Annotated in this window: 13 protein-coding genes; 2 read left to right on the top strand and 11 right to left on the bottom strand. The window is 73.8% G+C overall.

The window, feature by feature from the left end:
• Positions 1-14 precede the first annotated feature (14 nt).
• Positions 15-998, bottom strand: a complete 984-nt coding sequence (locus ACIOHG_RS26595) for an ATP-binding protein (protein WP_400954135.1) — start codon at positions 996-998, stop codon at positions 15-17.
• Between the two features lie 254 nt (positions 999-1,252).
• Here ACIOHG_RS26595 and ACIOHG_RS26590 point away from each other — a divergent pair, with 254 nt between their 5' ends.
• Both ACIOHG_RS26590 and ACIOHG_RS26585 read left to right on the top strand, forming a co-directional pair.
• Positions 1,253-2,530, top strand: coding sequence for an XRE family transcriptional regulator (locus ACIOHG_RS26590; protein WP_400954134.1), 1,278 nt, complete (start codon positions 1,253-1,255; stop codon positions 2,528-2,530).
• Positions 2,527-3,078 carry a GNAT family N-acetyltransferase gene (locus tag ACIOHG_RS26585; RefSeq protein WP_400954133.1) on the top strand — a complete coding sequence of 184 codons (552 nt, stop codon included), beginning with the start codon at positions 2,527-2,529 and terminating at the stop codon, positions 3,076-3,078. Before ACIOHG_RS26590 ends, ACIOHG_RS26585 begins: the two co-directional genes overlap by 4 nt.
• 68 nt (positions 3,079-3,146) lie before the next feature.
• Here the strand turns inward: ACIOHG_RS26585 and ACIOHG_RS26580 are convergent, their stop codons facing one another.
• From ACIOHG_RS26580 to ACIOHG_RS26535, 10 genes are all read right to left on the bottom strand, one after another.
• Positions 3,147-3,443, bottom strand: a complete 297-nt coding sequence (locus ACIOHG_RS26580; protein WP_400954132.1) for a hypothetical protein — start codon at positions 3,441-3,443, stop codon at positions 3,147-3,149.
• Between the two features lie 125 nt (positions 3,444-3,568).
• Entirely contained in the window at positions 3,569-4,585 is a 1,017-nt protein-coding gene (locus ACIOHG_RS26575; protein WP_400954131.1) for a type II CAAX prenyl endopeptidase Rce1 family protein, read from the bottom strand.
• 728 nt (positions 4,586-5,313) lie between these two features.
• Positions 5,314-6,501 (bottom strand): hypothetical protein, encoded by a 1,188-nt coding sequence (locus ACIOHG_RS26570; protein ID WP_400954130.1) that lies wholly within the window; start codon positions 6,499-6,501, stop codon positions 5,314-5,316.
• 502 nt (positions 6,502-7,003) lie between these two features.
• The gene (locus tag ACIOHG_RS26565) at positions 7,004-7,618 is read right to left on the bottom strand and encodes an HD family hydrolase (RefSeq protein WP_400954129.1); all 615 of its coding nucleotides are present in this window, start codon (positions 7,616-7,618) and stop codon (positions 7,004-7,006) included.
• Positions 7,615-8,727, bottom strand: a complete 1,113-nt coding sequence (locus ACIOHG_RS26560) for a helix-turn-helix domain-containing protein (RefSeq protein WP_400954128.1) — start codon at positions 8,725-8,727, stop codon at positions 7,615-7,617. The genes ACIOHG_RS26565 and ACIOHG_RS26560 overlap by 4 nt, the downstream gene beginning before the upstream one ends.
• A 31-nt stretch (positions 8,728-8,758) precedes the next feature.
• Entirely contained in the window at positions 8,759-9,265 is a 507-nt protein-coding gene (locus ACIOHG_RS26555) for an NUDIX hydrolase (RefSeq protein WP_400954127.1), read from the bottom strand.
• A complete protein-coding gene (locus ACIOHG_RS26550; RefSeq protein WP_400954126.1) occupies positions 9,262-10,119 on the bottom strand; it encodes a sugar phosphate nucleotidyltransferase in 858 nt (285 codons plus the stop codon). The genes ACIOHG_RS26555 and ACIOHG_RS26550 overlap by 4 nt, the downstream gene beginning before the upstream one ends.
• A gap of 165 nt (positions 10,120-10,284) precedes the next feature.
• Positions 10,285-12,420, bottom strand: a complete 2,136-nt coding sequence (locus ACIOHG_RS26545; protein ID WP_400954125.1) for a hypothetical protein — start codon at positions 12,418-12,420, stop codon at positions 10,285-10,287.
• A gap of 282 nt (positions 12,421-12,702) precedes the next feature.
• The gene (locus ACIOHG_RS26540; protein WP_400954124.1) at positions 12,703-13,296 is read right to left on the bottom strand and encodes an NUDIX domain-containing protein; all 594 of its coding nucleotides are present in this window, start codon (positions 13,294-13,296) and stop codon (positions 12,703-12,705) included.
• Positions 13,296-14,888: a hypothetical protein gene (locus ACIOHG_RS26535; RefSeq protein WP_400954123.1), complete on the bottom strand. Its 1,593-nt coding sequence runs from the start codon at positions 14,886-14,888 to the stop codon at positions 13,296-13,298. Before ACIOHG_RS26535 ends, ACIOHG_RS26540 begins: the two co-directional genes overlap by 1 nt.
• Positions 14,889-14,891 lie beyond the last annotated feature (3 nt).

Genomic DNA, 14,891 nt, shown 5'->3' with positions numbered 1-14,891 from the left:
CGGCCGGATCGGTTTCAGGAGGCGAGTCCGGCTGCCGTTCGAGGGCCGAGAGCGGCGGCCAGCCACGGTGGCGGGGTGAGAGGAGTGGGAGCGGCCGTGTCCGGCCAGTGCTCCCAGACCCTGATGCAGGGGGTGGTGGCGGTGATGTGCGGGGGCGGGCACAGCAGCAGGCCGGAGCGGATCAGATTTGCGGTCGGCGGCCAGTGGTCGGTCATGCCGGGGGTGACCAGCCACATCAGCATGTGCTTGGCCCGGTCGTGCAGGACCGGGCCGAGGAGGGCGTGACCGGGGTCGTCCTGGAGTTCCTTCAGCAGGGGCAGGCCGATCTCGGCGGGTGTGCGGACGACGTCCCAGTGGCGCCCGATCGGCAGGCCGGCCAAGCTCCCGCTGTTCCACCGCAGGCGTGCCTGCACGGCCCGTGGGCCGCTCTCGCCTATGAGCCAGTCGGCGGCGGACGGCAGCGCGCCCGGCCCGCCTCGTACTGACAAGTCGGTGGTCGGGACCGGGACTGAGGTGTCGGCGGTGGGCGTGTCCGTCTGCGGAGGCGGCTGCTGTTCGACGGGGGCGCCGACGATCGCCCAGACCGTCTTGCCGGTGCTCTCGGGGACCGCTCCCCAGCGTCCGTCGGTGAGGAGGTGGACCATCGCCAGGCCGCGGCCGCTCTCCGCCCAGTCGTCGGTGTCGACGACGCGGACGGGCATCGCCCGGGAGCCGTCCCGGACGCCGATCCGGACGGCGATGCCGGCGATCAGGTCGACCGTCAGCTCCATCCGCAGGCGGCAGCCGGTCCTGACGGCGTTGGTGACGAGTTCGCTGACGACGAGCACGGCCGTGTCCGTCAGATCGCCCAGGCCCCAGAGGGCCAGGTGGTCACGGACCAGGTGCCGGGCGTCTCGGACGGAGGCGTGCTCGTAGGGCAGCTGCCACAGCTGGGTCTGCGGGGCAGGTGCGGGCTGCGGTGCCCGGCGTGTGGCCAGGGCCGTTTCGTGGCTCGTCATCGTGCTCCTCGCTCACCGGGGTGGGCGGTCCCGCTCTCGACCGGAACCGGGCCGGGCGCCGCCGGGTTCCGCCCGCCGCGGCTCTCGCGCTGCTCCTCGGGGGGCTGGGAGCGGCGGCCGCGGCGGGCGGTCCCTCCAGTCAACGACCGTCCCGTACAGGGCGGGAGGCACGTTTTCGGGGGAGTTGCTCTCCGGGAGGGGGACGTTTTGCCATCGGGCTCCCCCGTCCGCCGATCCGGCGCTACGGTGCCTGTATGGGCGGGAATGAGACACTCCGTCAGAAACTGGTCGACCTCGGGCTGACGTACGCCGAGCTGGCCCAGCAGGTGAACGAGCAGATCCGGGTGAGGACCGGCCGGTACGGCACGTGCACCGAGCGCAGGGTCAAGGCGTGGGTGAGCGGCGGGACCCGGTGGCCGCACAAGCCGCAGCGGGACGCGCTGGAGAAGGTGTTCGGGTGTTCGGCTGAGAAGCTGGGGTTCGTGCCCCGGAGCACCGCCGGGGCGGATTCCGACCCTCCGTCACTTCTGGAGCCCTCCCCCGTGGACCGCCGCACCCTTCTGGCGTCAGGCCCGGCCGTGCTGGCCGCAGCCGCGCTCCCCCGCACCGCCCGGACGCGCTTGGGCACCTCCGACGTCCAGCGGCTGCGGGCCGGACTGGAGACCCTGACCGCGCTCGACGACCACCAGGGCGGCCACGACGCCCTGGAACGCGCGGCGCTGGCCGGCGCGCAGCAGGCGCTGTCGACGCTGGAGGGGGCGACGGCGTCCGAGCGGACCCGCGACCGGGTGCTGGCCGTGGCGGCCGACTACTACTCGGTGGCCGGCTGGTCCGCGATCGACGGGCACCGGCTCCCGCGGGCGCAGGGGCACTTGGACACCGCGATGCGGCTGTCCGGGCTCGCGGCCGATCCGGTCGCCCAGTTCCGGGTGTGGAACGGGGTCGCGCTGCTCGCCCGCCACCGCGGTGCGCACCGGGACGCCGTGGCGGCGGCCCGGGCCGCGCGCTCCACGGGCATCGCCCGCCGCGACCCGGCCTACATGAGCCTGGCGCACGCCCGCGGCGCCGTCGGGCACGCCCACCACGGCGACCGGCAGGCTGCGCTGCGGGCGATCGGCCTGGCCGCCGACGCCCTCGACCGCGCCCAGGACCTGCCGCGGCCGAGCTGGATGGCGTTCTACGGCGAGGCGGAACTGCACGCCCTGACCTCGACGGTGCTGGACCGGGTCGGCTCCCCGGCGGACGCCGAGCGCTCCTCGCACCGCGCGCTCGCCCTGCTGGGCGGCCAGTTCCGGCGCAACCGCGCCCACGCCCTGATCCGGCTGGCCCTGGCCCAGCTCCACCAGGGAGAGGCGGAGCTCGCCACGGCGACCGCCGCCGACATGCTCGACCTGATGCGCGGCAACCCGCTGCCCGGGCGCCTGCGCAGCCTCCTGGGTGAGTTCCACCGCCACCTGCTGACCCTTTCCCCGGACGGCACGGCTGCGCAAGAGTGGGCCGACCGCTACCGCGCCGAATGGAGCAGGCCATGACGACCGACACCGGCACGACCGGCATCGACCTGACGCACTACCGGGGCGGGCACCTGCCCGAGGGGTTCCGGGAGCTGCTGCTCGACATCCACGCCGACGCCTACCGCGACCAGCTCCACGACGAGTTCGTCCAGCAGTTCCCCTGGTTCGTGGACCGGTGGAGCGGCCTGCCCGGATTCACCTGCGTCGTCGGCACGGACACCGCCACCGGCGAGCCGGTGGGCTTCGCCTACGGCGCGCCGGCCGTCGAGGGGCGCGAGTGGTGGCGCGATCACCTCCCGCAGGTCCCGGCCGACAGCAGCACCTACGCGGTCTCCGAGCTGATGGTCCGACCCGCCTGGCGCAAGCGCGGCTTCTCCCTGCAGTTGCACGACGCCCTCCTCGCCGACCGCCCCGAGGCCCTGGCCGTCCTGCTCGTCGACCCCGACCACCCGCGCGTCCAGGACCTCTACGAGTCCTGGGGCTACGAAGCGGTCGGCCACCGGCAGCCCTTCGCCGACTCCCCCCGCTACGCCGTCATGCTGAAGACCCTCTCCCGGCCCGCCTGACCCGGATCCGCCCCGCCCGCAGCGGTAAACCGCCGGGCCGCTCCGCCATGGGCGGCTACGGGGCGGACCTACCCGACGGCAGTCGCAGCCGGCAGCGGCGGCTCGTCCGCTCCTGCGGCGTTGGGGTGGATGCACCCCCACACATCACCGCCGGACCTCGGGACCAGCCGAAACGGGACCTCGGGGTCGGTGTCGCCGTCGACGATCCGCGCCAACAGGCCGAGCGCGTGCTCCTCATCGAGGTGCAGCGCCCGGCGGATCAACGCCGCGACTGCAGCTCCCCTGCTGCCGTCCCCCTCCTCGATGACCTCCAGACGCCAGTTCTCGTCCCGGGAGGGGTCATGGAGGAGCACGTTGTAGTCCATGGGCTCCACCGTAGCCCCGCCCGGGCAGCGGGCCCGGAAGGTGTCAGCGGGTCGGCAGCGGCATCGCCCGCATCGCCTGCCCCGGACCGAAGAACATCCGGCAGGTGCTGCCTGGTGACGTCCCGTCACGACGAAAGCGGCTCGGAGTGTTCCGGGCCGGCCGGGCGGGTCCGAGCCGGCAGGGGCACCCTGTCGATCGGGCTGTCGGTATCGACCGCGGCCGGGACGCCGCCCCCGCAGGCCCCGCCCTCCCCCGGAACGGCGGCGACTCGGCGAGGGGTTCTGCCGGCCAGCAGCGCCCCCGCCAGCACCAGGGCTGCCAACGCCGCGAACAGCGCCGTCGCCGCCGCGAAACCATGCTGGGCGCCGACCCGGTTGACCGGGATGAGCGCGATGTCATAGGCCGCGTGGGCGATCATGAGGGGCAGGATCGCCCGGGTGCGCAAGTACAGCAGCACGCTCACGGCCGACCAGGGGACCAGCGAGACGATCGCCAGGCCGTACTCCAAGTGGTACGACAGCCGCGCCGCCACCAGCACGAGGAGCAGCGCGGCAGTGCCCAGGCGGCGCTGCCGGGCGCCGGTGGCTCGCGGTGCGAAGCGCCAGACGGCCAGGGCGGGCAGGACCAGGACGACGATCTCCTCGCTCACTCCGGCCGCCACGGAGGCGAACACGCCGCCCAGCAGGGTGCTGCCCGCGTTGCTGCCGGAGTGGGCGGCCACCGCCGGGGAGTGCGCGCGAAGAACTTCGAAGGCCGTGCCCAGCAGGAACATCGGAGCCTCGGCCAGGCAGAACACCGCGCAGGATGCGGCGGCCAGTTGGCGGGGCGCCATGCGCTTCAGCCCGACGGAGGGGGCGCGCTCGGCCATGCCCAGCAGGAGCCACACCGGCACCGACAGCAGCAGCCACAGGGCTGCTCCCCGCATCACCGCGGGGTCGGACGCGGTGGCGGCGGCCGTGGTGGCGCCGGAGGCGGCCCGCTGCGCGCCCGGCCAGGCCGAGGCGACGGTGAGGAGCATGTAGAGGAGCGCGAACGGGAGGGCGTAGATCCAGACGATGCTGCGGGCGGTTCCCCGGGCGCGGGGAGGCGGCAGCGGCGTCCGTACGGGCAGGGCCGCGAGCAGGCGTCGGGTGATCGGCATGTCCGCCCTTTCGTGCGGCGCGCCGTCGGGTGGGGCGCCGGGTCCGGCAGCGTACAACGGCGATCGGCCGCGCGGGGGCCGTGTCAGGTTATCGGTTCTCCGTCGGAATCGACTCGAACCAGGGCAACTGCAGGGATTGCAGATCAGGCAGCTGCTCCCGGGCGGTGTGCAAGGCAAAGGCGTCGTGGTCGGGGCTGAGCCGGACCGGGTGGCCGGCGGGGCGGTGGTGAAGGTGAAGTCCCCGACGTGGCCCAGCCGTCCTCGTCGACGGTGCGGTGGTCGACGGGCAGGGGGGTGCGGGGAGGTCGAGGAGAATTCCGGCCTCCCCGCGCGGTTCGGGGCGTGCGGTGGCCTGGCGTGCCGCCGAACACCTCACCTCTGAGGGCCGCGCTACGCATCCTGGCAGTCCTGGTCGCTTTCCCCGCCGACCAGGGCGGCACCCGGTCGCCTGACTACCGGCTCAACGAGATCAAGAAAGCCGGCATCCGGCTCTGGCGCAGCCTCTCCCCTCTGGGCTCCCGGATCGCAAGGCGCAAGGCGCAAGGCGCTCGGCGCGGCCTCGGCCGAGGACGTCGACTTCTTGGAGGGCGTCACCGGGTAGGTCTGCTCCGAAGCGTGAGCCGGCGGCGGGCCGTCCGTGCCGCCGCCGGGTCACGCTCCGGGGATCCGGTGCTGCAGCTGATGGCTGCTCAGGTCCAAGCCTGCCCGGGAGGACAGGGCAGTAGCGGTCAGAAGCCGGTGGTCCAGCCCAGCGCTTCGGCGACGGTGCGCACGCCGACCTCCAGGGTGAACGTGACGGCCAGGCCGCCGCCGTCGAGGTCGCTGCCGAGCTCTTCGAAGTGGTCGGCCAGGGTGCCGGGTTCGAAGGAGTCGGACAGGACGTGCCAGGGCGGGCGGTGGCCTGGGCGTTCCTGGCTCTGGGTGCCGAGCGCCACGGCGTAGGCGATGACGGCCGGCCACAATGCCTCGACCAGGTAGTCCTCGCGGTCGGCCTCCGGCTCGTCCGGGTCGTCCTCAAGGTCTTCGGCGAGGGCCACACGGAAGCGTTCGCGCAGGTCCGGGTGGGCGTGCTCGACGGCGTCGACGACGGCCTTCAACCCGGCACCGGGGCCGAGGCCGGCGAGGGCAGCGGGGCGGGGGCCGGGCGGGAGCCAGATCCACAGCAGCGACGGGTCCGACCAGTGCTCGGCCGGGAGGTAGAGGCCGGCGGCCTGGCCGAGGTGCTCGAAGAACGCCTGCCCTCCCGCGCACGCGAGGAGCGCGACGACGGCGGACCATCCGGCCGGGTGGGCGAGGTCTTCGGCGAGGAGCCGGTCGAGTGCGACGGCGAGCCGGGTCGGGTGCACCTGCGCGAACAGGTCCCCGTCGAAGACGCAGGCGGGGCAGACGGTGAGCTTGTCGCTGACGGTGGGGGCGAGCAGGTGGTGCGCGGGGTAGGGGTCGCCGCAGATCACGCAGGCCGCGCGGTCGTCGAGCCCGGCGATCTCCCGTGCACGGGCGGCGGCCAGTTCGGCGGACACCTCGGCGACCAGGTCCGCGGGGGGCGTGGTTGCCTGCACCCGGTGGACCATCGCTTCGCGGGTGCGGACGATCTGGGGCGCGATGAAGGTGAACTCCGGGAGGACGGCCAAGTCCACCTGGTCGCCGTCGTCGGGGTCGGCGTCCCAGGGGTGCTGGTCGGGGCGGGACAGCGTGGACCACAGCGGCCCCGGGTAGCCGGACCACTGGCCGCCTTCGGGGAAGCCGTCCGACACGGTCGGCCACCCGGCTGCGGCGAACGCCGCGAGCATCTGCCGCTGGGCGTCCTCGGTGAGGATGTACGGAGTGTCCTTGGCGATCCGGGAGGCGCGGGCGTAGCTGCTGCTGTCAGCCATGGCGGCCCTGACGGCCTGCTTGCGGGCGCGGTTGCGAGTCATGATCGGCACAATTCCGGCGCAGCCCCACGTCCCGCGCCTGGGCATGATCGCGACCAGGTTCTCCGGGTCTCACCACCGAACTCTCGGAAGTTCGGCGGTGAGATTCGGAGAACCTTGTCCACGGGGCCGAGGCCACGTGGGAGCCAAGGGGTTGGATTCGGGCGGTCACCACCGCCTCGGGCAGCGTAGCGCATCCGGCTGCCGGTCCCGGGCTTTCTCGGCTGTGCCACTGCTGTTCCCGGCCGTGGAAACTGTTCGGTCCCGGGCCTCGCCGCGACGGGGCTCGCGGGGCCCGGGACCGCTCCTGTGACCGTCCGGTCGCTGCTTCTCCGGCCGACCGCACAGCCGGCGGGGACGTGGGCCACCGCGGCCGGGTCTTTGACCGACAGCCGCATGTGCCGGCTCACCATCGCAGCGCCCGGTCGCTCTCCGGCCGAAGTGGTCAACTTGCCACGAAGAGGCCCCGGAACACGGGCAGTGCGTCAAAGCCAGGTTGACTGTGTCAGTGGCTGGCCATGGATGATGCCGCGGCCTTGCGGATCGCGACCTGCCAGTCCCCTGGGGACATCTGCATCGCCGCGTCTGCCAGACGCCGGGCGGAGTCGGTCTTGAGCGCCGCGCGGCAGCGGTCGATCTTGCCTTGGACGGCGGTGTGTCCCTGCGCCCGGTACTCGACGGCCCGTACCAGACAGTCGAGCTTGTCGGCGTCGTGGGCGCACCGGGCCTCGGGCGTGAGGTTGTCCTCGTGCTCGTCGACGGCGCCGGCGAGCACGTCGCGGACGGCGGGGTGGGCGACGGCGACCTGGTCGGCCGTCACGGTGCGGGGATCGGCGGCGGAGACGTAGCGGCGGGTGAGGGGGGTGAGGTCCCCGATCCGGGCTTCGTGCAGGTCGTGGAGCGTGCACAGCAGGGCGGTGCGGGCCGGGTCGACGCCCTCCATGGCGGCCAGGACGATGCCGATGACGGCGGCACGGTGGCTGTGCTCGGCGACGGTCTCGGCGTTGTGGATCCCGTCGTAGCTCCATCCGGTGCGGTGGATATCGCGCAGGGTGCCGGCCTCGAAGATCAGGGCTGCCGTGCCGGTGGCCTCGGGGTCGTGGCGCTGCTCGTGGTTCACATGGTCCTCTGTTCGTTGGCGGGTTGGAGTAGGGGCTGCACCTGGTCGAGGTCGCGCCGGGACCGCTGGGAGATGAGGCGGCCGTCGCGGAGTTCGGCGGTGCGCTCGCGGAAGCGGTGCACGGTGGCCGGTTCGGCGAGCGGTAGCCACGGGTGCAGGCGCAGCAGAGTGGTGACGGAGTGGAGGTAGAGGTCGACGGTGCCGGGGGCGTCGTGCAGGGAGTCGACCAGCCCTTGGAGGATGTGGACGGGGTTCCACGCGGCGGGTGACGGGTTGTGCATGAAGCCGTCGTCCGGCTGCTCTGCGGGCATGGCACCCAGCCAGTACCCCCAGTAGGCGAGGTTGGCGAGCTCGCCGTGCTCGTCGTCGGCGAGGGCTGTGGTGATGAAGTCTTGGAGCTGTTCGGGGTCGCCCTGGCGGGCGGCGACGGTGGCGGCGGTGCGGGCCTCGATCCAGCGTGGGGTGTAGCCGCGCAGGGCCAGGGCGGGCCGCATGGTGCGCAGGGCCTGCTCCGCCCAGTCGCCAGCGTCGGGGGCTGGGTCGTAGGAGGCGAGGTAGAGGGCCTGGCGGCGCAGCAGCAGCGCGCGGTCGCCCGCGGCAGCGGCGGTCTCGGCGGTTCGGCGCAGGTGGGCGAAGAACGTGTCGCGGTCGGTGGCGGCGAGCTGGGGCCCTGCCGGGGCGGGGCCGCGGCGCGGTCGTCCGGCGCGGTCGGCGAGTGTCGGCGGGGTGATGCCGCGTACGGCCCAGGCGATGAGGTGGGCGGTCTCGCGGGACTGCACCCAGCCGGCCAGCGGGTGGTCCGCCGGGTCGGCGGGCGGATTCAGGACGGCGGTCAGGACGCGGTCGGCGTCCATCGCCGCGCCGAGCTGGCCGAGCAGGCCGGGGTCGGCGCCGAGCAGGGCCAGGCGGCGGCGAAGGTGCAGGAGGTCGCCGGAGCGGGTGTTGGCCAGGGGGCGGCGTCCGGATTCCCAGCCCTGGACGGTGCCGAGGTCGCGGCCGACGTCTTCGGCGAACGCGGTCTGGGTGCGCGGGATGCTCTCGCGTGCGAGGCGCAGCAGGTAGCCGGAGACGACTCCGACTTCCGCGCGGCTGCGTTCCCGTGGTGCCATCCGCGTCCCCCTGGGCGTGGTCGGTTGCGGGTCACCGCCAGCTGTACGTCCGGTCGTGCATGGGCGGCAGCTGGACGGGGATGGTGGTGCCGTTGGCGAGCGCTTCGAGGGCGGGGCCGGCTGCGGGGTAGAGGTGCAGGGTCGCGGCTTCGGCGAGCGGGCTCCAGACCACGCGGGTGGTGTCGTCGGCGTCCTGCTCGGTTGCGGCGATGGTCGCGCGGACCTGGTCCGGGGCGTCGAGGACGTGGATGAGGTGCAGGCGGCGAAACAGGGTGTCGGTGCCGGGCCGGGTGTTGGTCTGACCTTGGACCCATCGCAGGTCCGGCGGGGCGGCCATGGCGGTGACGTCGAGGTCGAGTTCTTCCTTGAGCTCGCGCAGCAGCGCGGCCGGGACCTCCTCGTCGAGGTTGAGGAGACCTCCGGGGAGGGAGAACTGGTCGCCGTCGGCGCGGCGGCGGTGGATGAGGCAGACCTCGGCGCGGTTGATGATGGCGACACAGGTGCGGATCGGGAGGGCGGGGGCGTCGGCGGCGGTCACGCGGTCACCCCTGGGACGCTCAGGCCCTGCATGCGGGCAGCGGCCACTCCGGCAGCGAGTAGCCCTTCGGGGCTGCCGCAGTCGTGGTACTGGCCATTGACGGGGTGGATGAGCAGCTCGTGGTCGCGGGCGAACGCCACGATGGCGTCGGTGGCCTGGTACTCGCCGTTGGCAGCGGGGGGCAGCTTCTCGAAGTAGCGGATCGCCTCTCCGGGCAGCAGGGCCCGGCTGATGTTGATGAAGGCCGTGGGCTGCTCGTAGGTCTTCGGCTTCTCCAGCAGGGTGTCGAGGATCCGCACTGCGTCGCCGGGCCCGGTGCGGGGGTTGAGGATGCCATACCGGCCGGCCTGGGTGCCGGGAACGGTGGCTGCGGCGATCGCGCCCGAGGCGTTGGCGGCGATGCGCGCGGCCGCAAGGTCGGCGAGGTCGGAGCCGCCGTCGGGGCGCAGGAGAAGGTCGTCGCCGGAGACGAGCAGGACGTCGTCGTCGCCGATGAAGTCGGCGGCCAGGATCGCGGGGAGGGCGGTTCCGTACCGCTCGTCGCGGGGCTGCTCGATGAAGGTGAAGTCCGCCTGCTGGTGGATCTGGTCGAGCGGCGCGTACTTGTCCTGCCAGCCGCGGGCCGCGCAGTAGGCCTTCAGCTCGCCGTCGTGGCTGAGGTAGTGGCGGATCTGGCGTCCGGCCTCGCCGGGGGCGGTCACGATGGCGATCTCCCGCGCTCCGGCGGCGACGCAGTCGGCCACCGCGTAGGCGATCACGGGCCGGTCGAGGACCGGGAGCATGGCCTTGGTGACGGTCTTGCCGATGGGGAAGAACCTGGTGCCCATGCCGGCGGCGGCGATGACGGCCCTCACGCGCTGTACCTTCCGTCGGTGCTCGGTAGGCGTGCCAGTCTACGCACCCTTTGCACCGATTTCGTGAATCTGCTGGTGGGCGCAGCCGGAAGCTGCCGTGTCGTCAACTGGCTGGGACGCCAGTGCGATTGGCACTGGCGTCCCCTAACCGGTGGTGCCGCGGGGTCAGCGCGGAGCGGGCACGAGCACCACGTCGGTGGTCGTGCTGGCGGCGGCCCGGGCGAGGGAGCCGGCCCCGTGGATGCGGTCGCAGACCGGGGTGGGCCTGGTCTCGGGGTCGGCTCCGTGGCGCAGGGCCTGCTCCCGGACGGCGGCGAGCATGACGTCGTAGTCGCGGGGGGCGCCCTGCTGCCCGTTCACCCACTGGTGGAGGGCGGCGACGCCGACTTCGGTGAGGCTGTGGCTGTTGTGCTGGAGCAGGGCGAGGAGCTCGGTGTCGAAGGACATCGAGTGGTCGGCGACCTTCGGCAGCACGGTGGTGAGGGCGGAGGCGGTGAACGCCTTGAACCCTGCCTGCGGGTCGCGCACGGCGATGCCGAGGAGTTCGGCGACGGCCTTCTGGTAGAGGCGGGTGGCGGCCGTGGGGCCGGCGGGCGGGTAGTAGCCGTGGGAGTCCGGCAGTCGCCGGGAGCCGATGGCCGCGCCGGTGCCCGGGGCGGCGAGTGCGTTCAGGTGCAGGCCGATCTGGTCGAGCGGGTAGGTCAGGTCGAGGTCGGTGTAGGCGATGGTGGTGTGCCCGGCCTCGTGCAGCTGGGCCAAGCCCCACAGGACGGCGCCGCCCTTGGCGCTGGCGCTGTCGGGGCGGGTGGCGACGGTGACGGTGATCTGCGGGTGGGTGGCGGCGATCTGCTCGGCGGCGCGGGCGGAGGCGCCGTCGGGGTCCTCGTCGACCAGGAGCAGGTGGGCGCGGGCCTCGGGCCGGGCGGAGAGCAGCCAGGCGAGCTGCGCCGTCTTCGCGGTGAGCGGGTCGTGCCCGGCCGGCGCATCGGTGAAGCGGCGGGCCTCGGCGCGCATCGGCACGACGATGCCCAGGTCGGGGGTGGCGGCCGTGGTCAGCAGGTGGTGCTTGGAGCGGGCCGCCTTGAGCGCCGCGATCAGGCCGTGGATCTGGAGGTGGCCGGGGAGCTTGTCCCGCCGGTTCTTGGCGTGGGCCCGGATGAAGCTGATCAGCAGGGTGTCGTCGAAGTGCGGCAGGGGGCTGGCGCCGTTGTGGCCGGTGAGGTGGTCGGCGACGGTGTGCAGCAGGGCGCGGCCGGCGGGGTCGGCGGCCCAGCACGCATCGGGGCCCGGCACGCCGCCGCTGGTGTCGAGGGCGCGGACGTGGTCGGCGAGCAGCTCGTACCCGGCGACCAGGCCGCGCTGCGCCGGATCCCAGGTGGAGCCGTCCGTCGTGGTGGCGGCGTTGGCCCAAGCCTGGTGCCACCGGCCGTCGTCGTTGCGGGCGGCGCGGACGGCGGCGGTCACCTGCTGCCAACGGGCAGCGGGGGCGGGCCACGGCGCGGGGAGGTCGGCCAGCGGGCCGTCTGCGGCCAGAGCCTGGGGGGCGAGCAGCGCCAGCGCGAGGGCGCGGCCAGCGGTCTCGGGGGTGTCTGCGGTGGCGCTCAGGGCGTCGAACCATAGCTCGGCGGCGAGGGTGCGGCCGCCGGTGTGGTCGGCGATGGCCTCGACGGTGGCGGCGCGGCGCGTGGCCAGTTCGGCTCCGGTGCGGCCGCGGCGAGTGCGCTCGCGGGCGGCGTCGCCGTCCCGGTCCACGCGGGCCTTGGGCGTGCCGGAGTCCGCGCGGGCCCGGAGGAGACGTCCGAGGGCGGCGTCCGCCGGACCGGTCAGGGCGGGTGCGGTGAGCAGGCCGGTGAGGACGGCGTGCAGGGTGCCCGGGTCGGCGGCGGCCGCGGCGGCGGCGAACTTGCCGCTGGCCAGGTAGCCGGGGTCGATCTGCTCCGGCAGGTGGGCAAGCGCGGCAACGGTGCGGGCGAAGCTGTGGCACGCCGGCTCGGCACCGTCGGGGAACAGAGCGGTGCGCAGCCGGGCGGCCGGGGCCTTGAGCTGGGGCCGGTGGGCGACCAGCAGGGTGAGCGAGGCCAGTGGCAGGTCGTCGCGGTCCGCCAGGGCGGCGGTGACATGCTGCTCGGTCGCGGGGTCGGTGATGGCGAGCAGGGAGCGGACGAGCGCCGGGGTGGGATCGGCGGCGCCGGCCAGGTGAACGGCGAGGTCGGCGTCGGCGGCGCGGGTGGCGCTGGTGAGCAGGGGGGACTCGGCGAGCGGGAGGAAGGTCCGGCTCGGGACAGTGGCGGTGAAACGCATGGGTGGGGCTTCCCTTCGCGGGTCGTGTGCGGGCGGGCCTGCGGCTGTCGGCGGGAACTGCGGGAGCGTCAGCGCCGGGTCGGTGAGGATTTGAGTGGTCTGCGCCGCGAGAACGTCGGCGTAGTGGGCACCGCGGGGCCGGGCACCGGCAGCGGTGGTGGTGACGCCGTTCACGACCACCAGTCAGTCGGCCTTGTGCAGCACGCGGGCCTCGGAGGGCTTGGTGGCGCCGGCCGGGCCGGCCGTCCTGGTCGTCAGGGTGGACATCGACTCGTCCTCTTCTCAGGTGCTGGGAGAGGGCGCCCCGGCCAGGCCGGGGCGCAGGGGCTGGGCGGCGCCGACGAGCGGCCCGTGATCGGGAGCCAGGACCTGGTAGCCGCAGGCCCCGGTACGGCGGGCGGCCAGGGCGAGCTCCAGCTGCGCGAGGCGGGTGGGCGGCATGTCCTCCGTCTGCCGCCACTGCTCCAGGGTCAGCAGCCGGTGGCCGGTGTGTTCCTTCGACAGGACGATCCGCGCCACCTGGTCGTCGTGGAGGGTCCCGCCGTCGAAGACCAGGCCGACGGCGGCCGGCCAGTCCGGACGGGGCGGCTGGTGGACGATCAGCAGCGGCGCCCCGGCCGCCAGCACCAGGCCGGTCTCCTCCAGCGCTTCCCGGGCGGCGGCAGCGCGCGGACCGTCGGCGGCGTCCGCCGCGTCGACCGCGCCGCCGGGCATCTGCCAGATTCCGGAGTCCCAGACCGAGCGCAGCATCAGGACGCGGTCGTGGCGGTCGGTGAGCAGCAGGGTCGCCCACACCAGGATCCTCGGGAGCGTGGCCAGGTACTGGTCCGGGGGCAGGAGGCGCGGTTCGTTCTCGGGGGCGGGGTGAGGCGCCATCAGCCGAGCCGTCCGGCCAGCAGGGCGGCGGCCTGCGCGGGGGTGTGGACGGGGTGGAGCAGATTCTGGCGCAGGAAGGTCCGCTCGAACTGGGAGAGGTCGGCGTGGACGACGACGGTCGAGGGGGTGATGTCGAAGGGCGCGTCCGGGCGGCCGAGGCGCTCCAGGAGGTGACGGGCCGTCTCCTCGTCGGGGAGCCGGGTGGTGGTGGCGGCACAGACCTGGTGCTGGGCGGCGGGGCAGCGCAGCCGGCAGTTGGTGGTGGGCAGGTCGTGGTGGCCGTTGTAGTCGGGGATGTGGCTGCCGCGCTCGATGGAGCGGCCGCAGGAGGAGCGCTTGAGCACGGCGGGGCGCAGCTCGGGGGGCACGTCGGCGTACACCTCGTCGAACATGGCCATGATCCGGGCCTCGGTGGCGGCGGTGAGGAGCTTCTTGCCGGGGGTGAAGGAGCCGGTGGGCAGCGGCAGGCCGTAGGCCATGAAGGAGTGGACGTGGTCGTCGCCGAACTTGAGGCCGCCGAGGACGACGGTGCGCGCGCCGGCGTCGCGGTAGGTCTCCCAGACGTGGCGCAGGTGGGCGTCGGTGGTGTTGATGCCCTCGGCGATCGGCCGGTAGTAGGCAAGCACGTTGAGGCGGTCGGAGGTCAGGACGCGGCGCAGGAAGTCCAGGCGGCGCTTGCGGTTGGGCGGCTCGATCGCGTCGGGCATCGCCGCGTAGCAGACCTGGATGTCCAGGTCGATGTTGGTCAGGGACTCCAGCTGGCCGATCTGCTCGTCGCTGAGCGTGAACTTGGTGATGCAGGAGACCCGGTTGGTCAGTCCCAGCCGGTCCAGCAGTTGGAGCATGCCCCAGGTGCGGGACCAGAGCACGGGCAGGAATGCCTCGGAGGTGGACATGTGCAGGCCGAGCGGGGTGACATGCGGGGTGAACCAGGGGTGGGCCAGGAGCCGGTCGATGACCTCCTCGGCGGTCAGGAAGCCCTTGGGCTCCCAGTTGCCGTAGTAGCCGTCGGCGGTGGCGCCCTCGCGGCGGTAGCAGTAGGCGCACCCGAGCGGGCAGCTGGCTCCGCAGTCGCAGGACATCCCGCCCTTCATCTGGCTGATCATGTATCGGGTGTTCAGCCCGTCGGGTCCGGCCAGGGCCTGGCTGGCGGCGATCTGGGCCGGCGTGGCGAACGGGGTGTAGCCCTCGGGCAGTTCGGCCTTGAAGGCGAACGGGGCGTCGGGGGTGCCGACGATGCCCGGCCAGGCGAACGTGGCGCGCAGCGCGAAGGCGAGGGCATCGGCTTGGCCGGAGTCGAGGCGGTGCGCCTGGGCGAGCCCGATGGTGGTGCGCGAGGGCAGTTCCTGAAGGGGGATGCGGCGTCCGGTCGGCTCGTGGAGCAGGCGCCGGGCGGTGACGTCGGCGAGTGCCTGCTCCAGCGGGCCGTCGGCCAGACGTCGGGCGGCGGCGATCACGGTGTACGGGTCCGCCGGGTCGAGCACTCCCTGGAGGGCGCGGGCGGCGAGCGGGCGCACCGGGCCGCGATGCAGGGTCAGGGGCCCTGCGGCGGCGAGTTCGTCCAGCAGTGCGGCGGCCGGGGTGGTGGTCACGGG

Source organism: Kitasatospora sp. NPDC088134 (assembly GCF_044741705.1).
In the GTDB taxonomy this organism is placed as follows: Bacteria; Actinomycetota; Actinomycetes; order Streptomycetales; family Streptomycetaceae; genus Kitasatospora.
This window is presented reverse-complemented; position numbering and strand designations above follow the sequence as displayed.

Bases quoted from the DNA above. Each gene is read 5' to 3' on its own strand.
- ACIOHG_RS26545 (WP_400954125.1), bottom strand. From the start codon at position 12,420: ATGCGTTTCACCGCCACTGTCCCGAGCCGGACCTTCCTCCCGCTCGCC.
- ACIOHG_RS26570 (WP_400954130.1), bottom strand. From the start codon at position 6,501: ATGACTCGCAACCGCGCCCGCAAGCAGGCCGTCAGGGCCGCCATGGCT.
- ACIOHG_RS26585 (WP_400954133.1), top strand. From the start codon at position 2,527: ATGACGACCGACACCGGCACGACCGGCATCGACCTGACGCACTACCGG.
- ACIOHG_RS26560 (WP_400954128.1), bottom strand. From the start codon at position 8,727: ATGGCACCACGGGAACGCAGCCGCGCGGAAGTCGGAGTCGTCTCCGGC.
- ACIOHG_RS26590 (WP_400954134.1), top strand. From the start codon at position 1,253: ATGGGCGGGAATGAGACACTCCGTCAGAAACTGGTCGACCTCGGGCTG.
- ACIOHG_RS26595 (WP_400954135.1), bottom strand. From the start codon at position 998: ATGACGAGCCACGAAACGGCCCTGGCCACACGCCGGGCACCGCAGCCC.
- ACIOHG_RS26540 (WP_400954124.1), bottom strand. From the start codon at position 13,296: ATGGCGCCTCACCCCGCCCCCGAGAACGAACCGCGCCTCCTGCCCCCG.
- ACIOHG_RS26575 (WP_400954131.1), bottom strand. From the start codon at position 4,585: ATGCCGATCACCCGACGCCTGCTCGCGGCCCTGCCCGTACGGACGCCG.
- ACIOHG_RS26580 (WP_400954132.1), bottom strand. From the start codon at position 3,443: ATGGACTACAACGTGCTCCTCCATGACCCCTCCCGGGACGAGAACTGG.